This window comes from Duganella hordei (assembly GCF_040369125.1).
GTDB classification, from domain to species: domain Bacteria; phylum Pseudomonadota; class Gammaproteobacteria; order Burkholderiales; family Burkholderiaceae_D; genus Rugamonas; species Rugamonas hordei.
The window spans coordinates 1-21,821 of the sequence record NZ_BPWI01000024.1 but is presented as its reverse complement, the minus strand read 5'-3'; the positions used below and the strand labels follow the sequence as shown (position 1 = coordinate 21,821).

The 21,821-nt window shown below is 59.6% G+C and carries 18 protein-coding genes and 1 pseudogene; 13 read left to right on the top strand and 6 right to left on the bottom strand.

The annotated features are described in order from the left end of the window. Positions 1-276, bottom strand: coding sequence for a hypothetical protein (locus ABWW33_RS30260; protein WP_353405161.1), 276 nt, complete (start codon positions 274-276; stop codon positions 1-3). Here ABWW33_RS30260 and ABWW33_RS30255 point away from each other — a divergent pair. From ABWW33_RS30255 to ABWW33_RS30235, 5 genes are all read left to right on the top strand, one after another. Next, positions 251-2,122, top strand: a complete 1,872-nt coding sequence (locus ABWW33_RS30255) for an SPFH domain-containing protein (RefSeq protein WP_353405159.1) — start codon at positions 251-253, stop codon at positions 2,120-2,122. The two genes, ABWW33_RS30260 and ABWW33_RS30255, sit on opposite strands and share 26 nt — an antisense overlap. 201 nt (positions 2,123-2,323) lie before the next feature. Further along, complete coding sequence (locus tag ABWW33_RS30250; protein WP_353405158.1) at positions 2,324-3,481, top strand: polysaccharide lyase family 7 protein; 1,158 nt, start codon at positions 2,324-2,326, stop codon at positions 3,479-3,481. A 132-nt stretch (positions 3,482-3,613) separates the two neighbouring features. Beyond that, positions 3,614-4,162: a type 1 glutamine amidotransferase domain-containing protein gene (locus tag ABWW33_RS30245; protein ID WP_353405157.1), complete on the top strand. Its 549-nt coding sequence runs from the start codon at positions 3,614-3,616 to the stop codon at positions 4,160-4,162. Between the two features lie 134 nt (positions 4,163-4,296). After that, complete coding sequence (locus ABWW33_RS30240) at positions 4,297-5,226, top strand: general stress protein (protein ID WP_353405155.1); 930 nt, start codon at positions 4,297-4,299, stop codon at positions 5,224-5,226. A 96-nt stretch (positions 5,227-5,322) separates the two neighbouring features. Continuing rightward, a complete protein-coding gene (locus tag ABWW33_RS30235) occupies positions 5,323-8,640 on the top strand; it encodes a DEAD/DEAH box helicase (protein WP_353405153.1) in 3,318 nt (1,105 codons plus the stop codon). Between the two features lie 15 nt (positions 8,641-8,655). Here ABWW33_RS30235 and ABWW33_RS30230 read toward each other — a convergent pair whose 3' ends face one another. Beyond that, the gene (locus tag ABWW33_RS30230; protein ID WP_353405150.1) at positions 8,656-9,066 is read right to left on the bottom strand and encodes an HI0074 family nucleotidyltransferase substrate-binding subunit; all 411 of its coding nucleotides are present in this window, start codon (positions 9,064-9,066) and stop codon (positions 8,656-8,658) included. A gap of 204 nt (positions 9,067-9,270) precedes the next feature. Between ABWW33_RS30230 and tssF the strand changes: the two genes are divergently transcribed. The 8 genes and pseudogenes from tssF to ABWW33_RS30190 all read left to right on the top strand — a co-directional run. After that, the gene (gene tssF, locus ABWW33_RS30225; RefSeq protein ID WP_353405149.1) at positions 9,271-11,112 is read left to right on the top strand and encodes a type VI secretion system baseplate subunit TssF; all 1,842 of its coding nucleotides are present in this window, start codon (positions 9,271-9,273) and stop codon (positions 11,110-11,112) included. Further along, entirely contained in the window at positions 11,076-12,032 is a 957-nt protein-coding gene (gene tssG, locus ABWW33_RS30220; RefSeq protein WP_353405148.1) for a type VI secretion system baseplate subunit TssG, read from the top strand. The genes tssF and tssG overlap by 37 nt, the downstream gene beginning before the upstream one ends. 9 nt (positions 12,033-12,041) lie before the next feature. Beyond that, positions 12,042-14,687 (top strand): type VI secretion system Vgr family protein, encoded by a 2,646-nt coding sequence (locus tag ABWW33_RS30215; protein ID WP_353405147.1) that lies wholly within the window; start codon positions 12,042-12,044, stop codon positions 14,685-14,687. Positions 14,688-14,689: 2 nt separating this feature from the next. Next, positions 14,690-15,499, top strand: coding sequence for a DUF4123 domain-containing protein (locus ABWW33_RS30210; protein ID WP_353405146.1), 810 nt, complete (start codon positions 14,690-14,692; stop codon positions 15,497-15,499). A 1-nt stretch (position 15,500) separates the two neighbouring features. Continuing rightward, the gene (locus tag ABWW33_RS30205) at positions 15,501-16,097 is read left to right on the top strand and encodes a DUF3304 domain-containing protein (RefSeq protein WP_353405145.1); all 597 of its coding nucleotides are present in this window, start codon (positions 15,501-15,503) and stop codon (positions 16,095-16,097) included. Further along, positions 16,088-17,704, top strand: coding sequence for a Tle1 family T6SS lipase effector (locus ABWW33_RS30200; protein ID WP_353405144.1), 1,617 nt, complete (start codon positions 16,088-16,090; stop codon positions 17,702-17,704). Before ABWW33_RS30205 ends, ABWW33_RS30200 begins: the two co-directional genes overlap by 10 nt. Positions 17,705-17,720: 16 nt before the next feature. Beyond that, positions 17,721-17,978: a PAAR domain-containing protein gene (locus tag ABWW33_RS30195; protein WP_353405143.1), complete on the top strand. Its 258-nt coding sequence runs from the start codon at positions 17,721-17,723 to the stop codon at positions 17,976-17,978. A 161-nt stretch (positions 17,979-18,139) separates the two neighbouring features. Beyond that, positions 18,140-18,481, top strand: a pseudogene (locus tag ABWW33_RS30190) (helix-turn-helix domain-containing protein); the annotation flags it as partial. On the opposite strand, the gene ABWW33_RS33170 reads toward ABWW33_RS30190, so the two are convergent. The 4 genes from ABWW33_RS33170 to ABWW33_RS30170 all read right to left on the bottom strand — a co-directional run. Continuing rightward, positions 18,404-19,189: a TnsB C-terminal domain-containing protein gene (locus ABWW33_RS33170; protein ID WP_353405194.1), complete on the bottom strand. Its 786-nt coding sequence runs from the start codon at positions 19,187-19,189 to the stop codon at positions 18,404-18,406. The pseudogene ABWW33_RS30190 and the gene ABWW33_RS33170 sit on opposite strands and share 78 nt — an antisense overlap. Next, on the bottom strand, positions 19,189-20,004 hold the full coding sequence (locus ABWW33_RS30180) for a hypothetical protein (protein ID WP_353405142.1): 816 nt from the start codon (positions 20,002-20,004) through the stop codon (positions 19,189-19,191). The genes ABWW33_RS33170 and ABWW33_RS30180 overlap by 1 nt, the downstream gene beginning before the upstream one ends. Then, positions 19,985-20,512: a TnsA endonuclease N-terminal domain-containing protein gene (locus tag ABWW33_RS30175; RefSeq protein WP_353405141.1), complete on the bottom strand. Its 528-nt coding sequence runs from the start codon at positions 20,510-20,512 to the stop codon at positions 19,985-19,987. Before ABWW33_RS30175 ends, ABWW33_RS30180 begins: the two co-directional genes overlap by 20 nt. 430 nt (positions 20,513-20,942) lie before the next feature. Then, positions 20,943-21,821: IS256 family transposase (locus ABWW33_RS30170; RefSeq protein WP_353405140.1), on the bottom strand; the 879-nt coding region annotated here is incomplete at its 5' end.

Genomic DNA, 21,821 nt, shown 5'->3' with positions numbered 1-21,821 from the left:
TCATTGAACGGTAATAACAAAAACATCGTGTTCACCCCACTCGCCATTGCCGCCGCGCTCCTCGCGGCCGCCGCAGTAAATCCCCCACACGCCTGCCTGACCATTGCCAGCCCGCCGCGCTAGCTTCGTCCACGCAAGCACCCGCATCCCCAGCTTTTTCCACAACCGAAAGGTTTGTATGTCTAGCCTGCTTAGCAGTGATGTGATTTCTATCGCCTTGATTTTTGTAGTGGGATTGTTTGCAGCGCTGTTGCTGCTGAAGATATCCGGGGCCATCAAGTACATCCCCAACGACCGCGTCGGCGTGATCGAGAAACTATGGAGCCCGTCCGGCTCGGTGCAGAACGGCCTGCTGGCGCTGAACGGCGAGGCCGGCCTTCAGCCCGACCTGCGCCGCGGCGGCTTCCATTTCTTCGCGCCGTTCCAGTACCGCGTGCACATCCACCCGATGGTGTCGGTCACGCAGGGCACCATCGCCTATGTGTTCGCCCGCGACGGCCTCGACCTGCCGGCCGGCCAGACGCTGGCCGACAACTCGCGCATTGTCGACTTCCGCGACGTGCGCACCTTCCTGCGCGACGGTGGCCAGAAAGGCCCGCAGCGCATGGTGCTGCGCGAAGGCACGCACATCATCAACCCCGCGCTGTTCGTGGTGATGACCGAGGAGTCGACCTATTCGATGTCGCTCGACGCGCTGGAAAAGGCTTACTACCAGCAGATGCGCGGCGTGCTCGACGAGCGCGGCGGCTTCAAGCCCGTGGTTATCAAGGAGGTGACCGGCTCGCATGATTCCGACCAGCTGGCCGTGGTGACGGTGCAGGACGGTCCCGGCCTGCTGAAGGGCGAACTGCTGGCGCCGGACGTGGGCGACAGCCACAACGCCTTCCAGGAGCCGGAAAAATTCCTCGCCGCCGGTGGTCGCCGCGGCCGCCAGGAGCGCGTGCTGGTGGAGGGCACCTACTTCATCAACCGCCTGTTCGCGACGGTGGAGTTCATCAAGAAGACCATCATCCCGGTCGGCTTCGTCGGCGTGGTGGTGTCGTACACGGGCCGCACCGGCACCGATTTGTCCGGCGCCGAGTATTCGCACGGCGAGCTGGTGGAGACCGGCTGCCGCGGCGTGTGGCGCGATGCGCTGATGCCGGGCAAGTACGCCTTCAACACCTACGCCGGCAAGATCGAGCTGGTGCCGACCACGAACTTCGTGCTGATGTGGAAGTCCGGCGAGAGCGGCTCCAACTTCGACAAGAACCTGCGCGAGATCACGCTGATCACCAAGGACGCGTTCGAACCGCACCTGCCGCTGTCGGTGGTGGTGCACATCGACTACCGCAAGGCGCCGATGGTGGTGCAGCGCTTCGGCAACGTGGCGCAGCTGGTCGAGCAGACGCTCGATCCGATGGTGTCGTCGTATTTTAAAAACGTGTCGCAGACCAAGACCTTCATCGACCTGATCCAGTCGCGCAGCGAGCTGCAGAACAACGCGTCGAGCGACATGAAGCTGCGCTTCCAGGCGTATTCGCTGGAGTTCCAGGAAGTGCTGATCGGCACGCCGAAAGCCCAGCCCGGCGACAACAAGATCGAGGACATCATGGCGCAGCTGCGCGACCGCCAGATCGCGCGCGAGCAGGTGGAAACCTTCGCGCAGAAACAGATCGCCGCCGACAAGCAGCGCGAGCTGAACGAAGCCGAGCAGCGCGCCGCCAAGCAGAAGGAACTGACCGGCTCGCTGGTGGATATCTCGATCAAGGAAAACCAGGGCTCGGCCAACGTCAAGGCCGCCGAGAAACGCCGCCAGGAAATCGAATCGCTGGCGCAGGCCGACAAGTTCCGCCAGGAGATGGAAGGCGCCGGCCGCGCCTCGGCGATCCGCTCGGTGGGCGAGGCCGAGGCATCGGCGATCCAGGCCAAGTCCGAAGCGATGCAGGGCGAGGGCGCCGACAAGCAGCTGATGCAGACCGTCATGCTGCGCCTGGCCGAAGCGTTTGAAACAGCCAAGGTGCCGCTGGTGCCGCAAGTGCAGATGGGCGGCGCCGACAGCAACGCCTTCAGCACGCTGCTCGGCCTGATGGGCGCGATCAAGGCCGGCGAACTGGCCAAGACGATCGAACACCAGGCTTGATCGCTTAAGCCCTGAAACGACGTGGCGGCAACCTCCACGTCGTTTTTTTGCATCAGTTAGGAAAACGATTACCAAAATCGTAAACAGTAATTAGAAGATGATAATATTAAAAAATACTAATTTGAGGTAATCGGTTTACTTCTGAAATGTAACCGTCAAAAATTGCCCGAAACCATAAAAACCACCTTAATAGGAGACTTCATGAATCTAAGCAAACTCGCATTCGTGGCGGCGGCCGCCTTGCTGTCGCTGTCGGCCATGGCCCAGAGCAAGCTGGCCATTTCCAACGCCAACATCAGCGCCAGCGCCAGCGACACCAACCTGCCCGTCAATGCCAACGACGGCTCGCTGACGACGCGCTGGTCGGCCGACGCCACCAACGGCGCGCAATGGCTGCAGTACTACCTGGGCGGCTGCTACAACGTCACCTCGCTGAACCTGGCCTGGTACAACGGCGACTCGCGCAAATACAACTTCCGCCTGCAGACCTCGGTGGACGGCAGCGTCTGGACCGACTCCTTCGTCGGCACCAACAGCGGCACCTCGGCCGCGCTCAAGCCTTACGACATTCCGGATGTATCGGCCAAATACGTGCGCGTGCTGGGCACCGGCAGCGACGTCAACAACTTCGTCAGCCTGCTGGAGCTGGAGGTCTACACCAACGGCAGCGGCAGCTGCAGCAGCAGCGGCCTCAATCCCGGCCTGCCGCCGGGCGGCAACTTCAACCTCTCTCCGTTCACGCTGCAGATGCCGACCGGCTCGTCGGGCAATGTCGACACCGTCAGCGGCTCGCAACTGGAAGGCGGCTACACCAACCAGTACTACTTCTACACCGACAGCAGCGACGGCGCCATGGTGATGATGGATCCGCAAGTGGGCTGGACCACCTCCGGCTCGCTGCATCCGCGCGTCGAGTTCCGCGAGAACGCGACCTGGCTGACCGGCGGCACCAACGTGCTGGACGCGACCTTGAAAGTGACCAAGGTGCCGAGCAACACCGCCATCGCCCAGATCTTCCAGGGCAACGGCCCGAGCAAGCCGCTGTGCGAACTGCAATACAGCTCCAGCGGCGCGGTCAAGCTGTTCCTGGAAAACACCAACCAGGGCGGCGGCGGCACCACCACCACGATCGACACGGTACCGCTGGGCACCAAGTTCACCTATCAGATGACGCTCAAGGGATCGACCATCACCGTCAAGGTCAACGGCACCACCAAGACCTTCACGATGGATTCGAGCTTCAACGGCGAAACCTTCTACTTCAAGGCCGGCAACTACGACCAGTCCGCCGTCTCGGGCACGCCGCAGACGACGCCCGGCACCGTCGTGAAGTTCTACGCGCTGAAGATCACGCACTGATAGCAGGGCACTGGCAGCAAGGCGGGCTCCCGGCCCAAGTTCCGGGCCGGGAGCCCGCTAATGTACGTGCGCGCACATGCGGCGCGCGATCGGTATGGCACGCTACTCCGTTCTCACCAGACAGGAGGAATCATGGCTACCGAATTGAAAAACACCAACGTTGCGATCCTGATGACGGACGGCGTGGAGCAGGCGGAATACACCGAACCGCGCCATTTCCTGGAGCAGCAGGGCGCCAAGGTCACGCTGATCTCGACCAAGGCCAAGGGCGAGCATATCCAGGCGTTCAACCACATGCAGCCGGGCTCGCGCTACGAAGTGGAGCTCAACGTGCGCGACGCCAACCCGGCCGACTACGACGCGCTGGTGCTGCCGGGCGGCGTGGCCAACCCGGACCAGCTGCGCCTGCACAAGGACGCGATCACCTTCATCCGCGACTTCGGCCGCGAAGACAAGCCCATCGCCGCGATCTGCCACGGCCCGTGGACCCTGATCGACGCCGGCCTGGCCAAGGGCAAGCACATGACCAGCTGGCCCAGCCTGCAAACCGACCTGCGCAACGCCGGCGCCGAGTGGAGCGACGAGGAAGTGGTGGTTGACGGCAAGCTGATCACCAGCCGCAAGCCGGACGACATCCCCGCCTTCAACCAGGCCTTGCAGCAGCAACTGATGGCCGCCTGAGCGGCTTGAACCATGCAACCCAGTCTGCGCATTTTCCTGCTGGCAAACGAGCGCTACGCCCGCGGCGTAAGACGTAGACTGGAATTGCAGTCGGACACCGTTCGACCGCCAGCGTCTTTATCCAGGAGCCCACCATGACACACACACTCGCAGCAGTTTTTGAAACCCGTGCCGAGGCTAACCGAGCCAAGGACGAGTTGATCCACAGCGGCTACGACCGCGACACCATCACCGTGAGCGACTCCGGCAGCGTGGCGGGGACGCCGCGCATCAACGACGACGCCTCCATCCTCGAGAGCATCAAGCACATGTTCAGCAACCTGCTGGGGCGCGAGCATGCGGACCGGCACGTCTATGCGGAAGCGCTGAACCGCGGCCACGTCGTGCTGACCATCCAGACCCACAGCATGGAAGCGGCCGACCGCGCGGCCGACATCGTGGAGGAATTCAGCCCGATCGACATCGACGAGCACGAAACCATGTGGCGCGCCAGCGGCTGGACCGGCGCCGAAGTACTGCGCAGCAGCGGTGCCGGCATGGCGCAGGGCAGCCTGGGCGCGCAGCAAAGCGCACCGGAACTGCACGGCATCCTGCCGCGCGAGAAAGCGGTGGACTTCGCCCGCTCCGAGCAGGGGCTGTTGACGCCGGGCTCGATGCAGCGCGGCCAGGCGAAGGCTGAGCCGGCAGTCGTGGCGCCGGCCAGCGTGCCGATCTCCGAGCAGAGCACGGTGCAGCGCAGCGGCATGCGCATCTACCCGCGCGAGACGGGCAAGCCGAACCAGGACAGCCTGGACATCCTGCGCGGCGACGAGAGCGGCGACGATGCCGAGTACTTCCGCTCGCACTGGGAGAAGACCTTCTCGTACACCGGCAACACCTATCAGGAATACGACCCGGCGTACCGCTACGGCGAATCGATGGCCGGCAACCCCGGCTACAAGGACAAGCCGTGGGAGCACGCCGAGCCTGAACTGCGCAGCGACTGGGAAAACAAGCACCCGCAGTCGAGCTGGGAGAAGTTCAAGGATGCGGTGCGCGAAGGCTGGGATCGGGTGACGAAGTAAACATCGCATCGCACCTTGAAGCCGGAGTGGGGCTGGCGTATCGGCGATAATAGCCATTCGTTAACCATCAACGTGGGCTAGCCTCACCCTTGCTTCATGCTGTTTACCACCGACGATGTACGCAGTCAGTTTGACAGCGCCACTTACTCTCGTGGCGCCGATTACCATCGCCGTAACCTGGTCAAGGAGGCCAGTCTCGACGGCGGCGTCATCAAGGGCAAGGTCAGTGGCAACTCGGCCAGCCCCTACCGGCAATCCATCAAGATGGTCTACCGCGGCCAACGGCGCCACTTCGACGGCGACTGCAGCTGCCCCATGGCGCATAACTGCAAGCACGTGGTGGCGGTGTTGCTGGCGGTCTGCGAGGCGGAGGCCGGTGCCGAACTTCTGCGGGCCGACCAGGGGCTGCCTTACGAGATGAGCAAATGGCTGGCCAACGTCGAGTACCAGACTGAATTGGCGCGACGCCAGAAAAAGGTGGTCAAGCCGCCTCCCAAGGTCAACCACCGGCTTGTTTTTGTGCTGATGCCGCAGCCGGGCAACGGTCCGCTGCGCTTGGGGATGTACAAAGGACGCATTGCGGCCGACGGCGTAATCCGCACGGCGACGCCGATCAGTGATCTGTATGGCTTCCACAACACGCCACCGGCATTTCTGCGGGAGGAAGATCGCGTTCCAGCCTCGACCTTTATCGGCTTGATGACGAGTATCTGGGGGACCCCGACACTGGAACCGGCCGGTCACGGCGCGGCCCGGCTACTATCGCAGTTGTGTGAGATGGGCGTGCTTTACCAGGCCGGAGACAAGGAGGATCTGCGTTCAGGGCTGCGGCAACTGCGGCACGGCCCAATCCGCGCCGGCCGGTTGGGGTGGCACGCCACCCAGGACGCCCAAGCCAGCCTGCGGCTGCATTGGGAATTCGAGGACGGCGCCGCCATCGAGCACGTGTTGCCGTCCTCGCCGCCGATGTATGTGACGGCGGGCAATATCGGAGCGCTGAACCTGCCCGATGCCTTCGCCGTGCTGTCGATGAAGGAATGGCTGGCACTGGTCGCCGGCGCACCGCGGCTGGCGCCCGCCCATGTGGCGCCGTTCGCCGTCGAACTGCTGTCCACCAGCCTGAAAGGCCTGTTGCCATTGCCCGGGCTGGATGCCGTGTCGCGTACTGGCATAAAGCCCAAACCGGTGCTGACGCTGGGCAGCGCGCCGTTGTATGCCGCGCCAGGCGGCGCGACACATGGGGATTACGGCATGCTGGCCTTCGAATATGACGGCCAGCGCGTAGGTGCCGATCCGCACATCGAGTTGATACGGGTGGGCGATACGGGCATCGAAACAATTGTTCGTCACCAGGAGGATGAAGCGGCGGCGTGGTCTGTGCTGCGGGCAGCCGGCTTCCATGAACCGGCGACGGAGCGGCTGGTGCCTGGGGCCCCGCAGGGCGAACTGCACCTTGTGTCCGAACGCGCATGGCTGGACGTTGTCGGCCAGACGCTGCCGTCATTGCGGGCTCAAGGATGGCTGATCGAACTGGCGCCGGGCTTCCGCTTCGACCTGGCCGGCATCGACGACTGGTTTGCGCAGGTGGGCGACGAGGATAGCGGTAGCGCCTGGCTGGAACTGGAGCTGGGCATCGTCGTCAACGGCAAGCAAGTGCCGCTGCTGCCGGTGCTGGTGCAATTGATACGCCAGGCGCCGCGCGATTTCGAACCGGCTGCGCTGGAAGCGCGCGGTGACGACGAGCCGCTGCTGGCCGCCTTGCCGGACGGCGTGCGGGTGGCGCTGCCATGGGGCCGCGTCAAGCCCATCCTGCGTACGCTGGGTGAGTTGTACTTCACCGACCGCATCGGCGATGCGCTGCGCCTGCCGGCGCTGGATGCGGCGCGGCTGGCCGAGTTGGAGGCCGTAGCGCAACTACGCTGGATGGGCGGCGAACGCTCGCGTGCGCTGGGCCGCAAGCTGGCCGCGTTCGAGCGCGTACGGGTGGTGCAGGCGCCGGCCGGCCTGCAAGCGCAGCTGCGTCCGTATCAGGGCGAGGGACTGGCATGGATGCAGTTCCTGCGCGAATACGGCTTGGCCGGCATCCTGGCCGACGACATGGGACTGGGCAAGACCATCCAGACGCTCAGCCATATCCTGACCGAAAAGGAGGCTGGCCGCCTCGACGTTCCGGCGCTGGTGATCGCGCCGACCAGCCTGATGACCAACTGGCAGGAAGAGGCGGCGCGCTTCACGCCCGGACTGCGGGTGCTGGCCTTGACGGGACCGGAACGTCTGCAGCGCTTTGACGAAATCGGCCAGGCCGACCTGGTGCTGACGTCCTACGCGCTGCTGCCGCGCGACGAGGAAGTATTGCGCCAGCTGCGCTTCCATCTGTTGATACTGGATGAGTCCCAGTACATCAAGAACAGCCGTTCCAAGGCGGCGCAGACAGCCGGCCTGCTGCAGGCACGGCACCGTTTGTGCCTGACCGGCACGCCGATGCAGGATCACTTGGGCGAGCTGTGGTCGCAGTTCCATTTTCTGATGCCGGGGCTGCTCGGCGACGAAAAAATCTTCAACGCCGATTTCCGCAAGCCGATCGAAAAGGACGGCGACGGCGAGCGCAACGCCTTGCTGATACGTCGCATCAAGCCGTTCATGCTGCGGCGGACCAAGGACAACGTGGCCAAGGAGTTGCCGCCCAAGACGGAAATGGTGCGCGTGGTCGAACTGGCCGGCGCCCAGCGCGATCTATACGAAACGGTGCGGTTGGCGATGGACAGCAAGGTGCGCGAGGAGATCGCCCGCAAAGGCGTGGCGCGCAGCCAGATCGTCATCCTCGATGCGTTGCTCAAGCTGCGCCAGGTGTGCTGCGATCCGCGCCTGCTGAAGGCGGGCGGCGCGCTAAAGGCCAACGCGCCATCGGCCAAGCTGCAGGTGCTGATGGAACTGGTCGACGAATTGCTGGCCGAAGGCCGCAAGTTGCTGGTGTTTTCGCAGTTCACCAGCATGCTGGCGCTGATCGAGGCGGAATTGCAGGCGCGGGCGGTGCCATATGCCTTGCTGACCGGTGACACCGGCGACCGCGCCGCCCAGGTCGACGCGTTCCAGGGCGGAGAGGTGCCGGTGTTCCTGATCAGCCTGAAGGCGGGCGGCGTGGGCTTGAACCTGACTGCGGCCGACACGGTGATCCACTACGACCCGTGGTGGAACCCGGCGGCGGAAAACCAGGCCACCGACCGCGCCTGGCGCATCGGCCAAGACAAGCCGGTGTTTGTCTATCGCCTGATTGCGCGGGGCACGCTGGAGGAGAAAATCCAGGAATTGCAACGCACCAAGGCCGGCTTGGCCGACGCGGTGCTGGCCGGCGGCGAAACGCAAGGCTTGCAGATCACGGCGGAGGATTTGCTGGGAGTGTTGTCGGGTGGGTGAGCGGCGGCTTTGGCTTTAAGCCGAAGCCCCGATGCCGCTAGTCCGCTGTCGCAGTGTCTGATCCGCCAATACGCGAAGCAACTGAAAGCCATCGTTCTTAATGAAACGATAGACCTGCCGAGCCTGGGTTTCGTCATAGGCATGACTGGCGAGATTACGCATCCGATGCAGCTGACTCAAGCCATTTCCGTCAACTAGCAATCCTTGCTCAAGCGCTGCTTGCAAGGTGTCTTTAGCGTTCAGTGCCGAGATGTCCTTGGTCTCCAGCCATAGCTTGAGCGACCTCCATGCGAGCTCGTAGGTGAATTCGAAACGTTGAATCGTGGCGTCGCGCATGAAGGAGTCTTCGGGCTGCGCGAGGGCTTCTTCCAGCCTTGTCATGGCGGTCAGAAAATCGTTAACGCGTTCGGCCAGACACTTGCTCATTATGATGATTGTGAACGTTGTCTTTTACATTATAGGCTCGTCACCTCACGTCCGCGATAGCGCTGGCTAGGGACGATGCTGGGTCGCGCCGCCTGTGACTCCGTCTCACCTATTGCTCAATATCAACAAGCGGCATTCGCGTTCTGACATCATCGGCAACCTGTGCAGGCCATTTGGGTTTGCACTTTTGCGACGGATGCCACGATGGAAAAACTGTTGCCTTACTTCGAACGCGAACTGAGCATGCTGCGGCGCACCGGCGCCGAGTTTGCGGGGCGCTATCCCAAGCTGGCAGGCAATTTGCAAATCAGCGGCGAGACTTGCGCCGATCCCCATGTCGAACGGCTGATCCAGGCATCCGCCTTCCTCAACGCACGTGTCGCCAAGCTGCTCGACGACGGCTACGCTAATTTCACCGAAGCGCTGCTCGGCATGCTGTACCCGCATTACCTGCGACCGATTCCTTCCTGCTCCATCGCCCGCATCGACTACAGCGGCGCCAAGGCCAACGCAATCAGTAGCGTCACCACGCTGCCGCGCGGCACGGCGATGAAGTCGCTGGGGCGCAGCGCAGTCACCTGCCGCTTCCGCACCGTCTACGACGTGACGGTGGCGCCCGTAGCCATCAGCACCGCATGGTTCGAGCCCTACATCCAGACACCATCGACGCTGCCGCTGCCGGGCGAAGCGGGTTCCGCCATCTGCATCACCATCGAAAATACCGCCGCAGGGCGCGGACTGGCCTCGTTGGGCTTGTCGACGCTGCGCGTCTTTATCGACGGCGAGGCTACCTTGCGGGCGACCCTGCGCGATACGCTCTTCATGCACGCGGCCTGCGCTTGCGTGGAGGCGGATGGACAATGGCGCATGCTGGACAAGCTGCCGATCGCCCCAGCCGGTTTCTCCGCCGAAGAAGCGTTGCTGCCAGCAGCGCCATCGGAGCACAGCGCCTACCGTCTTCTGAGCGAATACTTCGCCTTCCAGGAAAAATTCGATTTCTTCGATATCGACTTGTCCGCGCTGCTCGCCGCCTGTCCCGTCGACAGCTCGCGCCTGACGCTGCGGATCGCGCTGGACGACGTCCGTGCCGATGCCCCGGCCGCGCGCATCTTGCGCACGCTATCGGAAGATAACCTGGTGCTGGGCTGCACTCCCGTCATCAACCTGTTCACGCAGCCGGCCACGCCGATACGCATCAACCACCGCAGCAGCAGCTATCCACTGACGCCGGACGAAATGCCGGGCAGCGCCTGCGAGATCTACAGCATCGATTCGGTGCAGCTGCTGCGCAAATCTCAGCAAGGTAGTTCGGTGACGGAATTCTTTCCCTATTATTCATTGCGCCACAGTGAGGAGGCCAGCCGCAAAGGCCACTACTGGCTCGCCCATCGCGACGAGGAGCTGGCCGATGCCGAGGCAGGTCATGAATATTCGCTCACGCTGGTGGACCGCGATTTTTCGCCGCTGAAATTGGACGAAGGCACGGCATCGGTGCGCGTCACCTGCACCAACCGCAATCTGCCGCATGGCTTGCAATACGGCCGGCCGTGCGGCGACCTCAGTACCGAAGCGTCAGCCGGCAGCTTCCCGATCCGCATGCTGCGTCGCCCCACGTTGTCGTACCGGCAGGCGACTGTCGGCGGCAATCAATGGGGATTGATCACGCACCTGGCGCTGAACCACCGCTCGCTGACGCAGGAAGGGCTGCCGGCGCTGACGGCCATGCTCAGGCTGTATGCGCAGCAGGACAGCGCCGTCTCGCAGCGGCAGATCGACGGCATCATGGCGCTGTCGCACCAGCCGGCCACCGCGTGGGTGCGGCAGGCGCAGGGCAATGCTTATCTGCGTGGAATTGAAGTGCGCGTGTCGCTGGACGAGGAGGCGTATGCCGGCACCGGCTTGCACGCCTTCGCGCAATTGCTCGACCATCTGTTTGGCCTGCACGTGCATTTGAACAGTTTTACGCAGCTGGTCGTGCTGTCCCATGTCAGCGGAAAGGAGTTGATGCGATGCCTGCCTCGCAACGGCGCACTGACGCTGGCTTGATCGGCGAACTGCTGGCGGAACCGCAGCAGTTCGAGTTTTTCCAGGCGGTGTGCCTGGTCGAACAGGCGCAGCCGACGCGCCGGCTGCGCTATCGCAACCGGCTGTCGCTGGCCTTCCCGCCGAATCAGATCGAGAACATCAGCGACGATGGCGATGACCTGATTCGCCTCACGCCGGCTTTCATGGGCTTGTTGGGCAGCCATGGTGTGCTGCCGCTGCACTACTCGGAACGCATCAACCGCCACGAACGGACCAGCAACGACGGCGGCCCGCGCGCCTTCCTGGACGTGCTGTCGCAACGGCCGCTGGCCATGTTCTACCTGGCGTGGGCCAAGCATCGGCCTGAATGCATGGCGACACCGGATGGCGATGACGGCTTTCTCGCGATGTTGCTTGCCTTGTCCGGCGCCGAACCCGACGGCACCGTCGCCCGCGAGACGCTCGCCCGCTACGCCATGCAGATCAGGAGCCGCAGCGTTTCTGCGCCGCTGCTGGCGGGAATCTACTCGGAATACTTCAATGTGCGCTTTGTGGTGGAGCAGTTGATCGGACAGTGGCAACCGCTGGCGGCCGGGCACCAGGCGCAGCTGGGCAAGGCCAATGTCGATCTCGGCGCGGGAGTGATGCTGGGTGAACACATCTACGGCTGCGACGTGCGCGTGCGCCTGCGTATCGGTCCGCTGGATAAGGAAGCCTACGAAGGCTTCCTGTCCGGCCGCGGCGCGGCCAGGCAGCTGGAATCGATGCTGGGACTGCATTGCGGGATCGGCATGACTTATGAAGTACGCCTGATCCAGCAGGCGGATGACGTGTGTGCACCGCGCCTGGATGGAGAACGCCGGCTGGGCGTCAATGTCTGCCTGGTTGGCGGCCCGCAGCGACAAGATCGCGAAGAGCTGATGTACCTGCTGCATACCTGAGGAGCGACCGTGGAAAACGATAACGAATTCTTCAGCTTCATGGGCCTGGCCAAGGAACTGGTGACCAGCAATCGGCCTTTGCGCCTGCGGCTGGATCTTCCCGGAGGCGTCAACGATGACATGCTTCTGCCGCAGCGCGTGTTCGGCTCGGAGGCGCTGTGCGGCGGGATCGAGTATCGCGTGCTGTGCGTGTCGTCCAACGCCTGCCTGCCCCTGAAGGAAATGATTGCCGTCCCGGCCGCGCTGGAATTCGTCACCGATACCGGAGAGTTGCGCAGCGTCTGCGGCATCGTCACCGAGGCCAGTTCGGGCGACAGCGACGGCGGCCTGGCCAGCTATCAACTGGTGCTGCGCGACGCGCTGTCGATACTGGAAAAACGCATCAATACGCGCGTGTTCCGCAACATGGACGAGGTGGAGATCGTCCAGCGGATCTTGAACGAGTGGCGGCAGAAGAGCCCCATCATCGGTACCTGCTTCAAGCACGAGGTGGACGAAGCCTTCAGCCAGCGCGAATATCCGAAGCGCGAATTCACCATGCAGCACAATGAATCGGATGCGGCGTTCATCCGGCGCATGCTGAAGCGGCGGGGCATAGGCTGGTACGTGCGGGCCGAGGGTGGCGGCGAAGTGCCGATGCATACGCTGGTGCTGTTCAATAACGCCGACAGCCTGCGCCAGAACGCTGCCGGCACCATCCGCTATCACCGCGATGCCGCAACCGAGGAACGCGACACGATCACGTCGTGGAGCGCGGTGCGCAGCCTGCAGCCTGGCGTGGTGACTCGGCATAGCTGGGACTATCGAAACTCCCAAGGCCAGGACTTCATGATGGCGGAGGCCAGCAGCGGCGTCGATCAAGGCGTCAGCGGCAACGAGCTGGCCGCGAGCCTGGACGATTATCAAATCCTTATGCCGCATGCTGGGGATGACAATGAGGACCTGTGCCGCCTCGGGCAGTTGCGCATGAACCGGCACGACTACGAATCAAAATGCTTCCACGGCGAAGGTAGCGTGCGCGATCTGTGCGCGGGAGAGTACTTCACGCTGGCCGAGCATCCGGAGGTGGATGAGCATCCGGCCGAGGAGAGGGACTTCGTCGTCACGGCCTTGCAGGTGAATGCGCAGAACAATCTGCCCAAGGCGTTGGCGGCGCGCGTGGAGCGGTTGTTCGCCCGCAGCCGCTGGATGCAGGGCGCGCAGGAGCTGCAGATGCAAAGGGATGTGGCGGACAAGGTGGCGTCGGGGCCGCTGCGCATGCATATCCAGTTCACGGCGGTACGGCGTGGGGTGATCATCGTGCCGGCTTACGATCCGCGCACCGACCTGCCGCAGGCGTTGATGCAAAGCGCGATCGTCGTCGGGCCGGAAGGGGAGGAGGTTCACTGCGATCAAATGGGGCGGGTGAAGATCCGCTTTCCCGGTACCAGACAAGCCGATCACGAAGAGGCAGCCAACGCAGGCGCCTCAGATACCGAAACCGATTCCGCCTGGGTGCGTGTTGCCTCGAACTGGGCCGGCAACGGACCCGGCAGCCTGCAGCAATGCGGCACCGTCGGTTTACCACGCATTGGCGCCGAAGTGCTGGTCAACTTCCTTGGCGGCGATCCGGACAAGCCGGTGATTGTGGGTCAGCTCTACAACCAGCAAGCCCAGCCGGCCGCATTGAGCAACAGGGGAGACCTGCCAGGCAACCGCTATCTTTCCGGCATACGGAGCTGTGAAGTGAAAGGCGATAGCGCCAATCAGCTTCGATTTGACGATACAAACGGTCAGATCAGTGCGCAGCTGGCAAGCGATCACGGCGCGAGCCAGCTGAATCTTGGTTGGCTATCCCAGCCAAGAGCTGATGGACACGCCGAGCAACGTGGTTCCGGTGCTGAGCTGCGCAGCGATATGAACGTGGCAGTACGTGGTATGAAAGGCGTCCTGATCACCGCCGAGCCAGGTAATGCAGAGACGGGTAAGCACCTTGAGCGATCTGAACTCATTCGCATTGCGGAAGACTTGCAAAAGCTGGTCTCTCAGCTAAGCGAACAGGCAGAGCAGCATGCCGGCGACAAGGCACAAACCAAAGACCTTTCAAACTTGATTGAGAAGTTGAAGAGTCTCGGTGATGGTGGAGCGCCTATTGTTGCGCTTAGTGGTCCGGCGGGTTTGATCTGCACTAGCACCCAGAATGTCGCAATAGGTGCCGCTACCACAGTCGATATCGTAAGCGCGGCCGCGACATCTCTGGTATCGGGAGATACGGCATCAATGCGCTCCGTACAGGCGATGAGCCTGTTCGCAAATGAGGGCGGTATCAAGGTAACTGCGGCAAGTGGCGCAGTCGCCATACAAGCTCAAGACGACCAACTGCAGGTGCTGGCCAAGAAGGTCGTGGAGATCATCAGCAATACCGACTGGATCACCATCAAGGCAAAGAAGGGCGTACGCATCAATGGTGGCGGCACAGAGTTGGAATTGAGTGCCGGCGGGATCAAAGGCTACACCTCGGGCAAGCACGAAATGTACGCTGCAGATCATCAAACCTTCCCTGGGCAAAGTCGAAATATCTCATTCGCTGGCGATAAAACGCCGCACAAGATATGTGTGCCGTGCTTATTGATTGCCGCGGATGCTCACAGCCCATTCGCTAAATCGGGAGCTTAACCATGGCATCGACATATATCCTTATCGATACAACGTTGATCGGTCGCCCTCTCAACAAACCTTGGATAAAGAGATGCCGCAAGCCAAGCTGGGTTGCGGCACTATATGAACGCGAGGCGATAGCAGTCAGCCCGATTTTGATTGATATCGAACGCGCCGTCGCTTGCAATCGCGTCGACGCGATGATGGAGCTGGTCAATGCCATGCCCCTGCAGTTGGGGATATCGTTCATTGACACGGACCTGACCTTGGCGCAGCTTCAAGCGCATCTGCGGCAGTTCATTTATATCAAGACGGAAGATGATAGTGAACTGACGTTGCGATTTGCTGACTGCACGGTGCTGCCGGCGTTGTTTACGTTTCTCACAGAGGAACAATGGTCATCCATCGTAGCGCCGTTTCACTATTGGAAAATCCATGGACGTGACGGAAAAATAAAGTCACTGCCGCTCTTAAAATGTGATGCATCGTTGACGCCACCCTTATCGTTGAGCGAGGCCCAGATCGCATCCCTTAGAGACGCCATGGGCACGGATCAGTTGCTCGCAAATTTGTGGAAAATGCGAACAGATCAGTCCTGCAATTACTCAACTTTAAAGTCGTACAAATATGCTGGGCAGATACGTGAGATGTGGCTTGCTGCGGGTCACGTTGAGGATACGGAACTCCTGCTATTTGCTCGTGACGTATTTGACACCGATGGCCGATTGCTGCGCCAACCCGGCTTGAAAAAGGTGCTCGAGCAACCGGATCCACTTTTGCGACGCAAGGATTTGCACCGCATGGCTAGTAATCATTCGAGCGGAGCCTGAGATGAAAAGGTATGTATCTCGCTCTCTGCTTCTTCTGGCCGTTGGCATCGTACTCTATGTTGGACACTCCGCATATTTTTCATCTGTTCGCGAAGATGAATTTGCGCCCACTGGAATTGTTGGAGTTCAGCACCTTGGCCACGACTACAACATCTCAGAATTTTATGTAAATAAGTACAACGGCACTAACGTTGGACGAGAGGGCGGCGGCGGCGGATCAGTTTGCTGCATTATGATTCCCGTGAAGTGGCGTCCTGGCCTGATCGTTGAAGTAAGGTGGGCGGTGGCAGATTGGTCGCATGAAAATCGTAAAGAAATAGCGGCAGGCAACTTTAACAGCGTTACGACAAAAGGCATGTATATCGCAAAAGTCCCGGTTGAAAAGTACGAAGTCGCTGGTGATGTGTTCGTCCACTTTTTTCCGCGAGGTAGGGTCCGCGTGGTGTCCACAATGTATTCGGTTTTGAGCTCATCGCATCCCGTATCGTATGGTCCAACAGATGGCGGTCCAATGGCAACTGCCGGCTTGCCTATCAAGGAGATGTTTACGCCATCCGAGCTACGAGAACGGGGGCGGAGGGTGAACTCATGGAAATGAAGGACCAAACTGATAAGTTTAGTGTGACAAGGACTGCCCCAGTTCAAAAAATCAGGCCAGCACGACCTGTTCAATATGTCAGTGCTTCCGCATGCGAAATGACTATGCAGGTAGGTATCTTCTTTGATGGTACCGGCAATAATCTCGACCTGGACAAAGGCAAGAGTGCTCACTCCAATGTGGCCCGACTTTATGCCACCTACTTTCGTAATCCTGAGAGAGGTAGTTATGCAGAATATATTCCTGGACTAGGTACGCCCTTCCCGCTGATAGGTGAGGACACGGAAAGCACTTTGGGCAGTGCATTCGCTAGCGGAGGCGACTCACGGATCTTATTCGCATTATTGCGGGTGTTTGATGCGATCCACCAAAGTCTTTTCCATGTCGAAATGTTTAACCGAGAGCTACGTAAAGCGCTATGCAATCCTACTCCTTCGAAGACTGACAAGATGCAGCTTCAGAAAGTGGGATTAGATACCAGTCTGGTAGATGGTGACGCAAGGACGAGGAGCGGTCACTACTTAACCCTATGTGCAAAAAGCATCCAAAATAAAATGCAGGCACAGCGTACTCCTAAGGTTTGCGAATGCTTGCTTGACATATTCGGCTTCTCTCGAGGAGCGACTGAGGCTAGGGTATTTTGCCACTGGTTGAATGATCTGCTGAGTAGCTCGGGGCTCGCTGGTATACCTCTTCGGTTCCGCTTTTTAGGCGTGATGGATACCGTTGCATCGGTCGGGATATGGGAAGGGATTAAAAATGATCAGTTACATTCGACAGGAGGACATTCAGACTGGGCGACACCCGACGTTTTGCGAATCCTGCCAAGCGTTGAAAACTGTGTCCACTTTGTAGCTATGCATGAACTGCGCAAAAACTTCCCGTTGGATACCGTCTTGTTCAATCATGGCCTTCCTTCCAATTGCGTCGAATTCGTTTACCCAGGTTCCCACAGCGATGTTGGTGGAGGGTACCAGCCTGGGGAGCTGGGTGTTTCTGCGATGGACGCGCTCAAGCTTTCGCAAATTCCGCTAAATCATATGTATGGATGTGCTGTCGCGGCAGGTGTTCCACTTTCAAAGGAACGATTGGGCGCCGAGAGTGAAGCTGCCTTTGCGGTGCATGATCAGTTGTCGGTAGCGTTCACGCAATTCATCGAGGCATCAACCGATGCGCCAAGATCATTAGGTGATTGGACGCTTCCATATCTCGTTTGGCGTTGGCAGACAAGGAATTCCTATGAAAAAACGGGACAGTTCATGAGGTCAAATGCAGAGGATCGCCGTCACTTGATAGCTTCGAACCAGCAGTTTTGCGGGGCCGACGAGCAAATGCAAACTTACGCTTATTCTAAAACAGCTAAGTGGCTTAAGCGCCCTTACGACCGTGATGGAACTCAAGTCACGTTGCCTACCCTGGAGCCGGAGGCGCCGGAATTGCGCGCTCGTGTTGCGCAACAATCTAAAATCTCACCTGTGCTTGCAGCATTCTTTGATAACTTTGTGCACGACTCCGTTGCTGGCTTCCGCAAGCAACTTGTGGAGCCGACTGGACATTGGCGCTATCGTCGAGTGTTTCGCGGAACCGCAACACCTTACATCGGATAGCAGAAGGACGATAGCTATGAATAATAGTAAAGGATACGGAGTAGTTCGCTTGGGCGATAAGACTACGCATGGCGGGACGGTCGTCTCTGCCCAGCCCACCTTTAAAGTGTTGGGTAAAGCGGTGGCGGTGGAAGGGGATTTGACTGCATGCCCGCAATGTAAAGGAACCTTCCCCATTCAAACCGCAGGTAGTGAACGTCACCACAACGGTCGAGCCGTTGCCTACAACGACGATAAGGCCACCTGTGGCGCAAGGCTAATCTCGTCAATCTGATTGTCCGCCCTCGCACTTGTTGCGAGGGCCGCTTCGTCTTTCCGTGCTAGAACACTGTTGATTTGCAGCGGAATTTGACCCACTTTGCCGCATAATTTGCAATCGGAACTGACCCACGTTTAAGACACAATCCTGCTCATGACAATGAGCGGGGAATCGGAGTGATCAACGTGGCATTACTAGGCATTATTCGACGCTGGCACATTCGCGAGCAGATCCCATTGAGAGAGATAGCCAGGCGTTTGGGCATCTCCAGAAACACCGTCCGACGCTACCTGCGCTCGGAAACCATAGAGCCAGCCTACGCTGAGCGGCGCTCGACCCGCGCCATCGACAAATACGCGTTCCAGCTTTCCGCGCTCCTCAAGACCGAGGCGGCGAAGTCGCGCAAGCAGCGGCGCACGCTGAAACAGATCCACGAGGACCTAAAAGAATTGGGGTTCGAGGGGTCTTACGACAGGGTCGCGGCGTTCGCGAGGACCTGGAGGGCGGGTCAAACTGAGAGGGTCAATCCGGCCAGCAAACGAACACTCGGCGTTGTACCTCAAGTTATGGACCTCCACCCCTGCATGGCGTAACTGCCGTTCAACTGTGCGTCCGAGAGCTATGTCGAGGCGTTCGAGGGAGATCGGAAGAGAGGGCGTGAAAGACTGTGCCCCTTCGAGCCATTTTGCATGCGGTGTGGTTCCGATTCCACGATGGACAGTTTGGGCATAGACGTCCACGATCCAGCGGAAGAGAATTGAACGCAGCACATTTAGCGGGATAATCGCTTGTTTCTGCGAGTCGTAGTCTTCCCTGTGGAACCACCTGGCAAAGCTAGTGCCAGGAAGACCATGTGCGAATTTATAGTTGACGGTCTTCAGAAAACGCTCGACTGCACCTTTGTAGTAAGGCTCTCTCCGCGGGCAAAATGTCAGTGTCATGCCCGTCTCAAACGCAAGGCGTTCGAGCTCTAGAGCATGGAACTCTAGACCGTTGTCGCAGATAAGTTCTAATATCGAGCCATAACATGGCCATGGGTTTTCGATATCCGGATACTCAGTCTTGAGATTTGTCTTCGGCAGTATTGCGTGACGAAGGCATGCAAAGACAGCTTCTAACGACGGGCCTTCAAATCCAATGTGGATACCGAGGACCATACGAGAGAATTTGTCCAATGCGACAGTCACGGTAGGACGCCCCATTGGGAGGTGAGTTCTATCGCATATTACAAGAGATCGAGCGGTGTATGGTCGATCTCAACTCGCTCCAAGATTCTGCTGGCTTGTGGCCCTCGCCCGCTGACACGGAACTCCATGTTCGCGACTTTGATCCCATGCCGGGCAACGGCGGTATCGTATTTGTCCAAGCCTTTAATAGCGCGCCATACAGTTACTCGGCCCGGAGCAACTAGCTGATTGTCGAGGTCCCTGAATTTGTTTGCATTGGCGATTAGACTATCTAGGTGAGAGCAGGTTTCTTCGACAGTGTTGCGCTGAGGACTGAGATACACTTGTTCGATTGCCTCTTGCAACAGCATTTGGATCTCCGGCTTTAAGCGACTACCTGAACCGCCTCTCAAGTGGAATCGGCAGATCAATGAACGCATATCATCTTGCGCCATGGTTAGCTGTCGATTCCAGCGATAGATCGAGGATGGGCTGGGTGGGGTAGGATCGTTAATGCTTGTTGCGCATAGGGTGATTAGGGGGCGTAGCAATTGGGGAGTTGATGGGATTGGCCCATACTGCCGGATGAAGTCGATGTACTTTTTTCGGCGTATTGCTTGTGCTTGAATCTTTTCTGGATAGGTGAACAGTGGGCGGTAGAGTGCCTTCGCCATTTCGCCTCCGGCACTGCTGTTGGCGACAAAAGTGAGCCGGCGCTGAGAATACATCTCAAGCAGTTTCGCGTGCGACTCGCTCGACATACTTCCATCAGGCCGCTCAAGCAGCAGGCGACCGTCTTCCATCATACGACCGATCTTGAGGGCTTGGCCGTCGATGCAAATCTCCGCACCACTGTTAAAAGTAAACTTTTTCATCTTGGCTGTCCTCGTCATTGATCGTGTAGAACGTCCCTGGGTGAACCGCTTCTGAAAGGTTGATCGAAATTTTTTCAAGAGCGACTAATCGCCAGAATGTGCGTTCAGAACCAAGTGCCCGAACAGCTCCTTCAAATGTCGATGGCTTGACTGATCCAAGCATCGTTACAAAGTGGTCAGCCTCGGTTTCCGATAGCTGTGGTATTCGATGGCTGATGAGAAGGCGGAGATTGCCAAATAGCGGATTTCTTCGTATCTGATTTTCGTCCAGAAGTGTGAACGTCAAGCCTCGGGTTTCAAAGTGTGAGCGGATCGCTGCAAGGCGTTTTTGCTCTTTCTCCCGTTGTAATTTGCACGAGGGTTTGACCTCGATAAGTGCTACGCGGCCGCATCGAAATGTGACCTCGAAGTCGGGTGTGTAGCGCGGCATTCGACCTTGGTGATAGTAATAAGTGGAAAACGGCTGTTCTCTGAACGCGGTCACTCCCGGCGAGAACTCGAACAACATGATTGCGTCTCGTTCCAAGAGACTTTCCCAGTGAATCATTCTTCCGTTTTTGAGAGACGGAAATTTCCCCCGAAAGAGTCCGGAGAAATTCTTGGTGGGCTGTCGAGCTCGCGAAGCACGAGCGACAGATGCGGGCGTGACGATGCAGGGTGGCCGACTTTGGTCGGTCACTTTGGACGATTTTTTTGACATGGCTATCCCATAGCGCTAGCAAGCATGGGCGTGAATAGACGCCAAACTTGGAGCGCAATTTGGTTAACAGAAAAGTTGGGGGCTTGACCGTTCGAGGATAGTTGACGATACTTGGGGTGCGAAACCGGAGTTGCGTCAGCTATTCCGCGAACGGGGCAAACTGTCAGAGGTTTGTCCCGTTGATTGTGCCCCCAGGCGTGGTGTATGAGTTGTGATTCCTGGGAGGCTGGGCTCCCGCTCAGCTGATCACGGCGGAAAGCCGTGTCGGCTGCGTTTCATAGAGCGACTGCAGGCCTTCGAGCTGCATGTAGCGCCGCTGTAAAGACCATTCATCGTTCTGTTCCAACATGATAGCGCCGACAAGGCGGATGACGGCGCGCTCGTTGGGGAAGATGCCGACGACGTTGGTGCGTCGCTTGACCTCGGCGTTTAATCGCTCCAGGGGATTAGTGGTGCGTAGCTGTACCCGATGCGCGCTGGGAAACGCCATGTAGGCCAGCACGTCCTGCTCTGCCGCGTCCATCATATCGGCCAGCTTGGGCAATTTGGCGCGCAGCTGATCGGTGACGTTGCGCCACTTGGCGCTGGCCGCTTCCGCCGTCTCTTCGGCGAAAATCGTATTGATCAAGGCCACCAGCGCTTGGCGCTGGCCCTTGTTGGCGTGCACCAAGGCGTTGCGCATGAAATGCACACGACAGCGCTGCCAGCTCGCGTTCATGACCTTGGCGACAGCGGCCTTGAGCCCTTCGTGGGCATCCGAGATGACCAGCTTGACGCCGCGCAGGCCGCGCCGCGTCAGCCCGCGAAGGAACTCACTCCAGAACGGCTCGGCTTCCGAGGCGCCCGTTGCTATGCCGAGAATCTCCCGCACGCCGTCGGTGTTAACCGCCACGGCGATTATTACGGCCACGGACACGATCCTCCCAGCCTGGCGGGTTTTGACGTAGGTCGCGTCGATCCAGAGATAGGGCCAGTCTCCTTCGAGCGGCCGATTCAGGAATTCGTCCACGCGTACGTCGATCTCCTGACACAGACGTGACACCTGACTCTTGGAGACGCCGCTCATGCCCATGGCCTTGACCAGTTCATCGACCGACCGCGTCGAGATGCCTTGGAT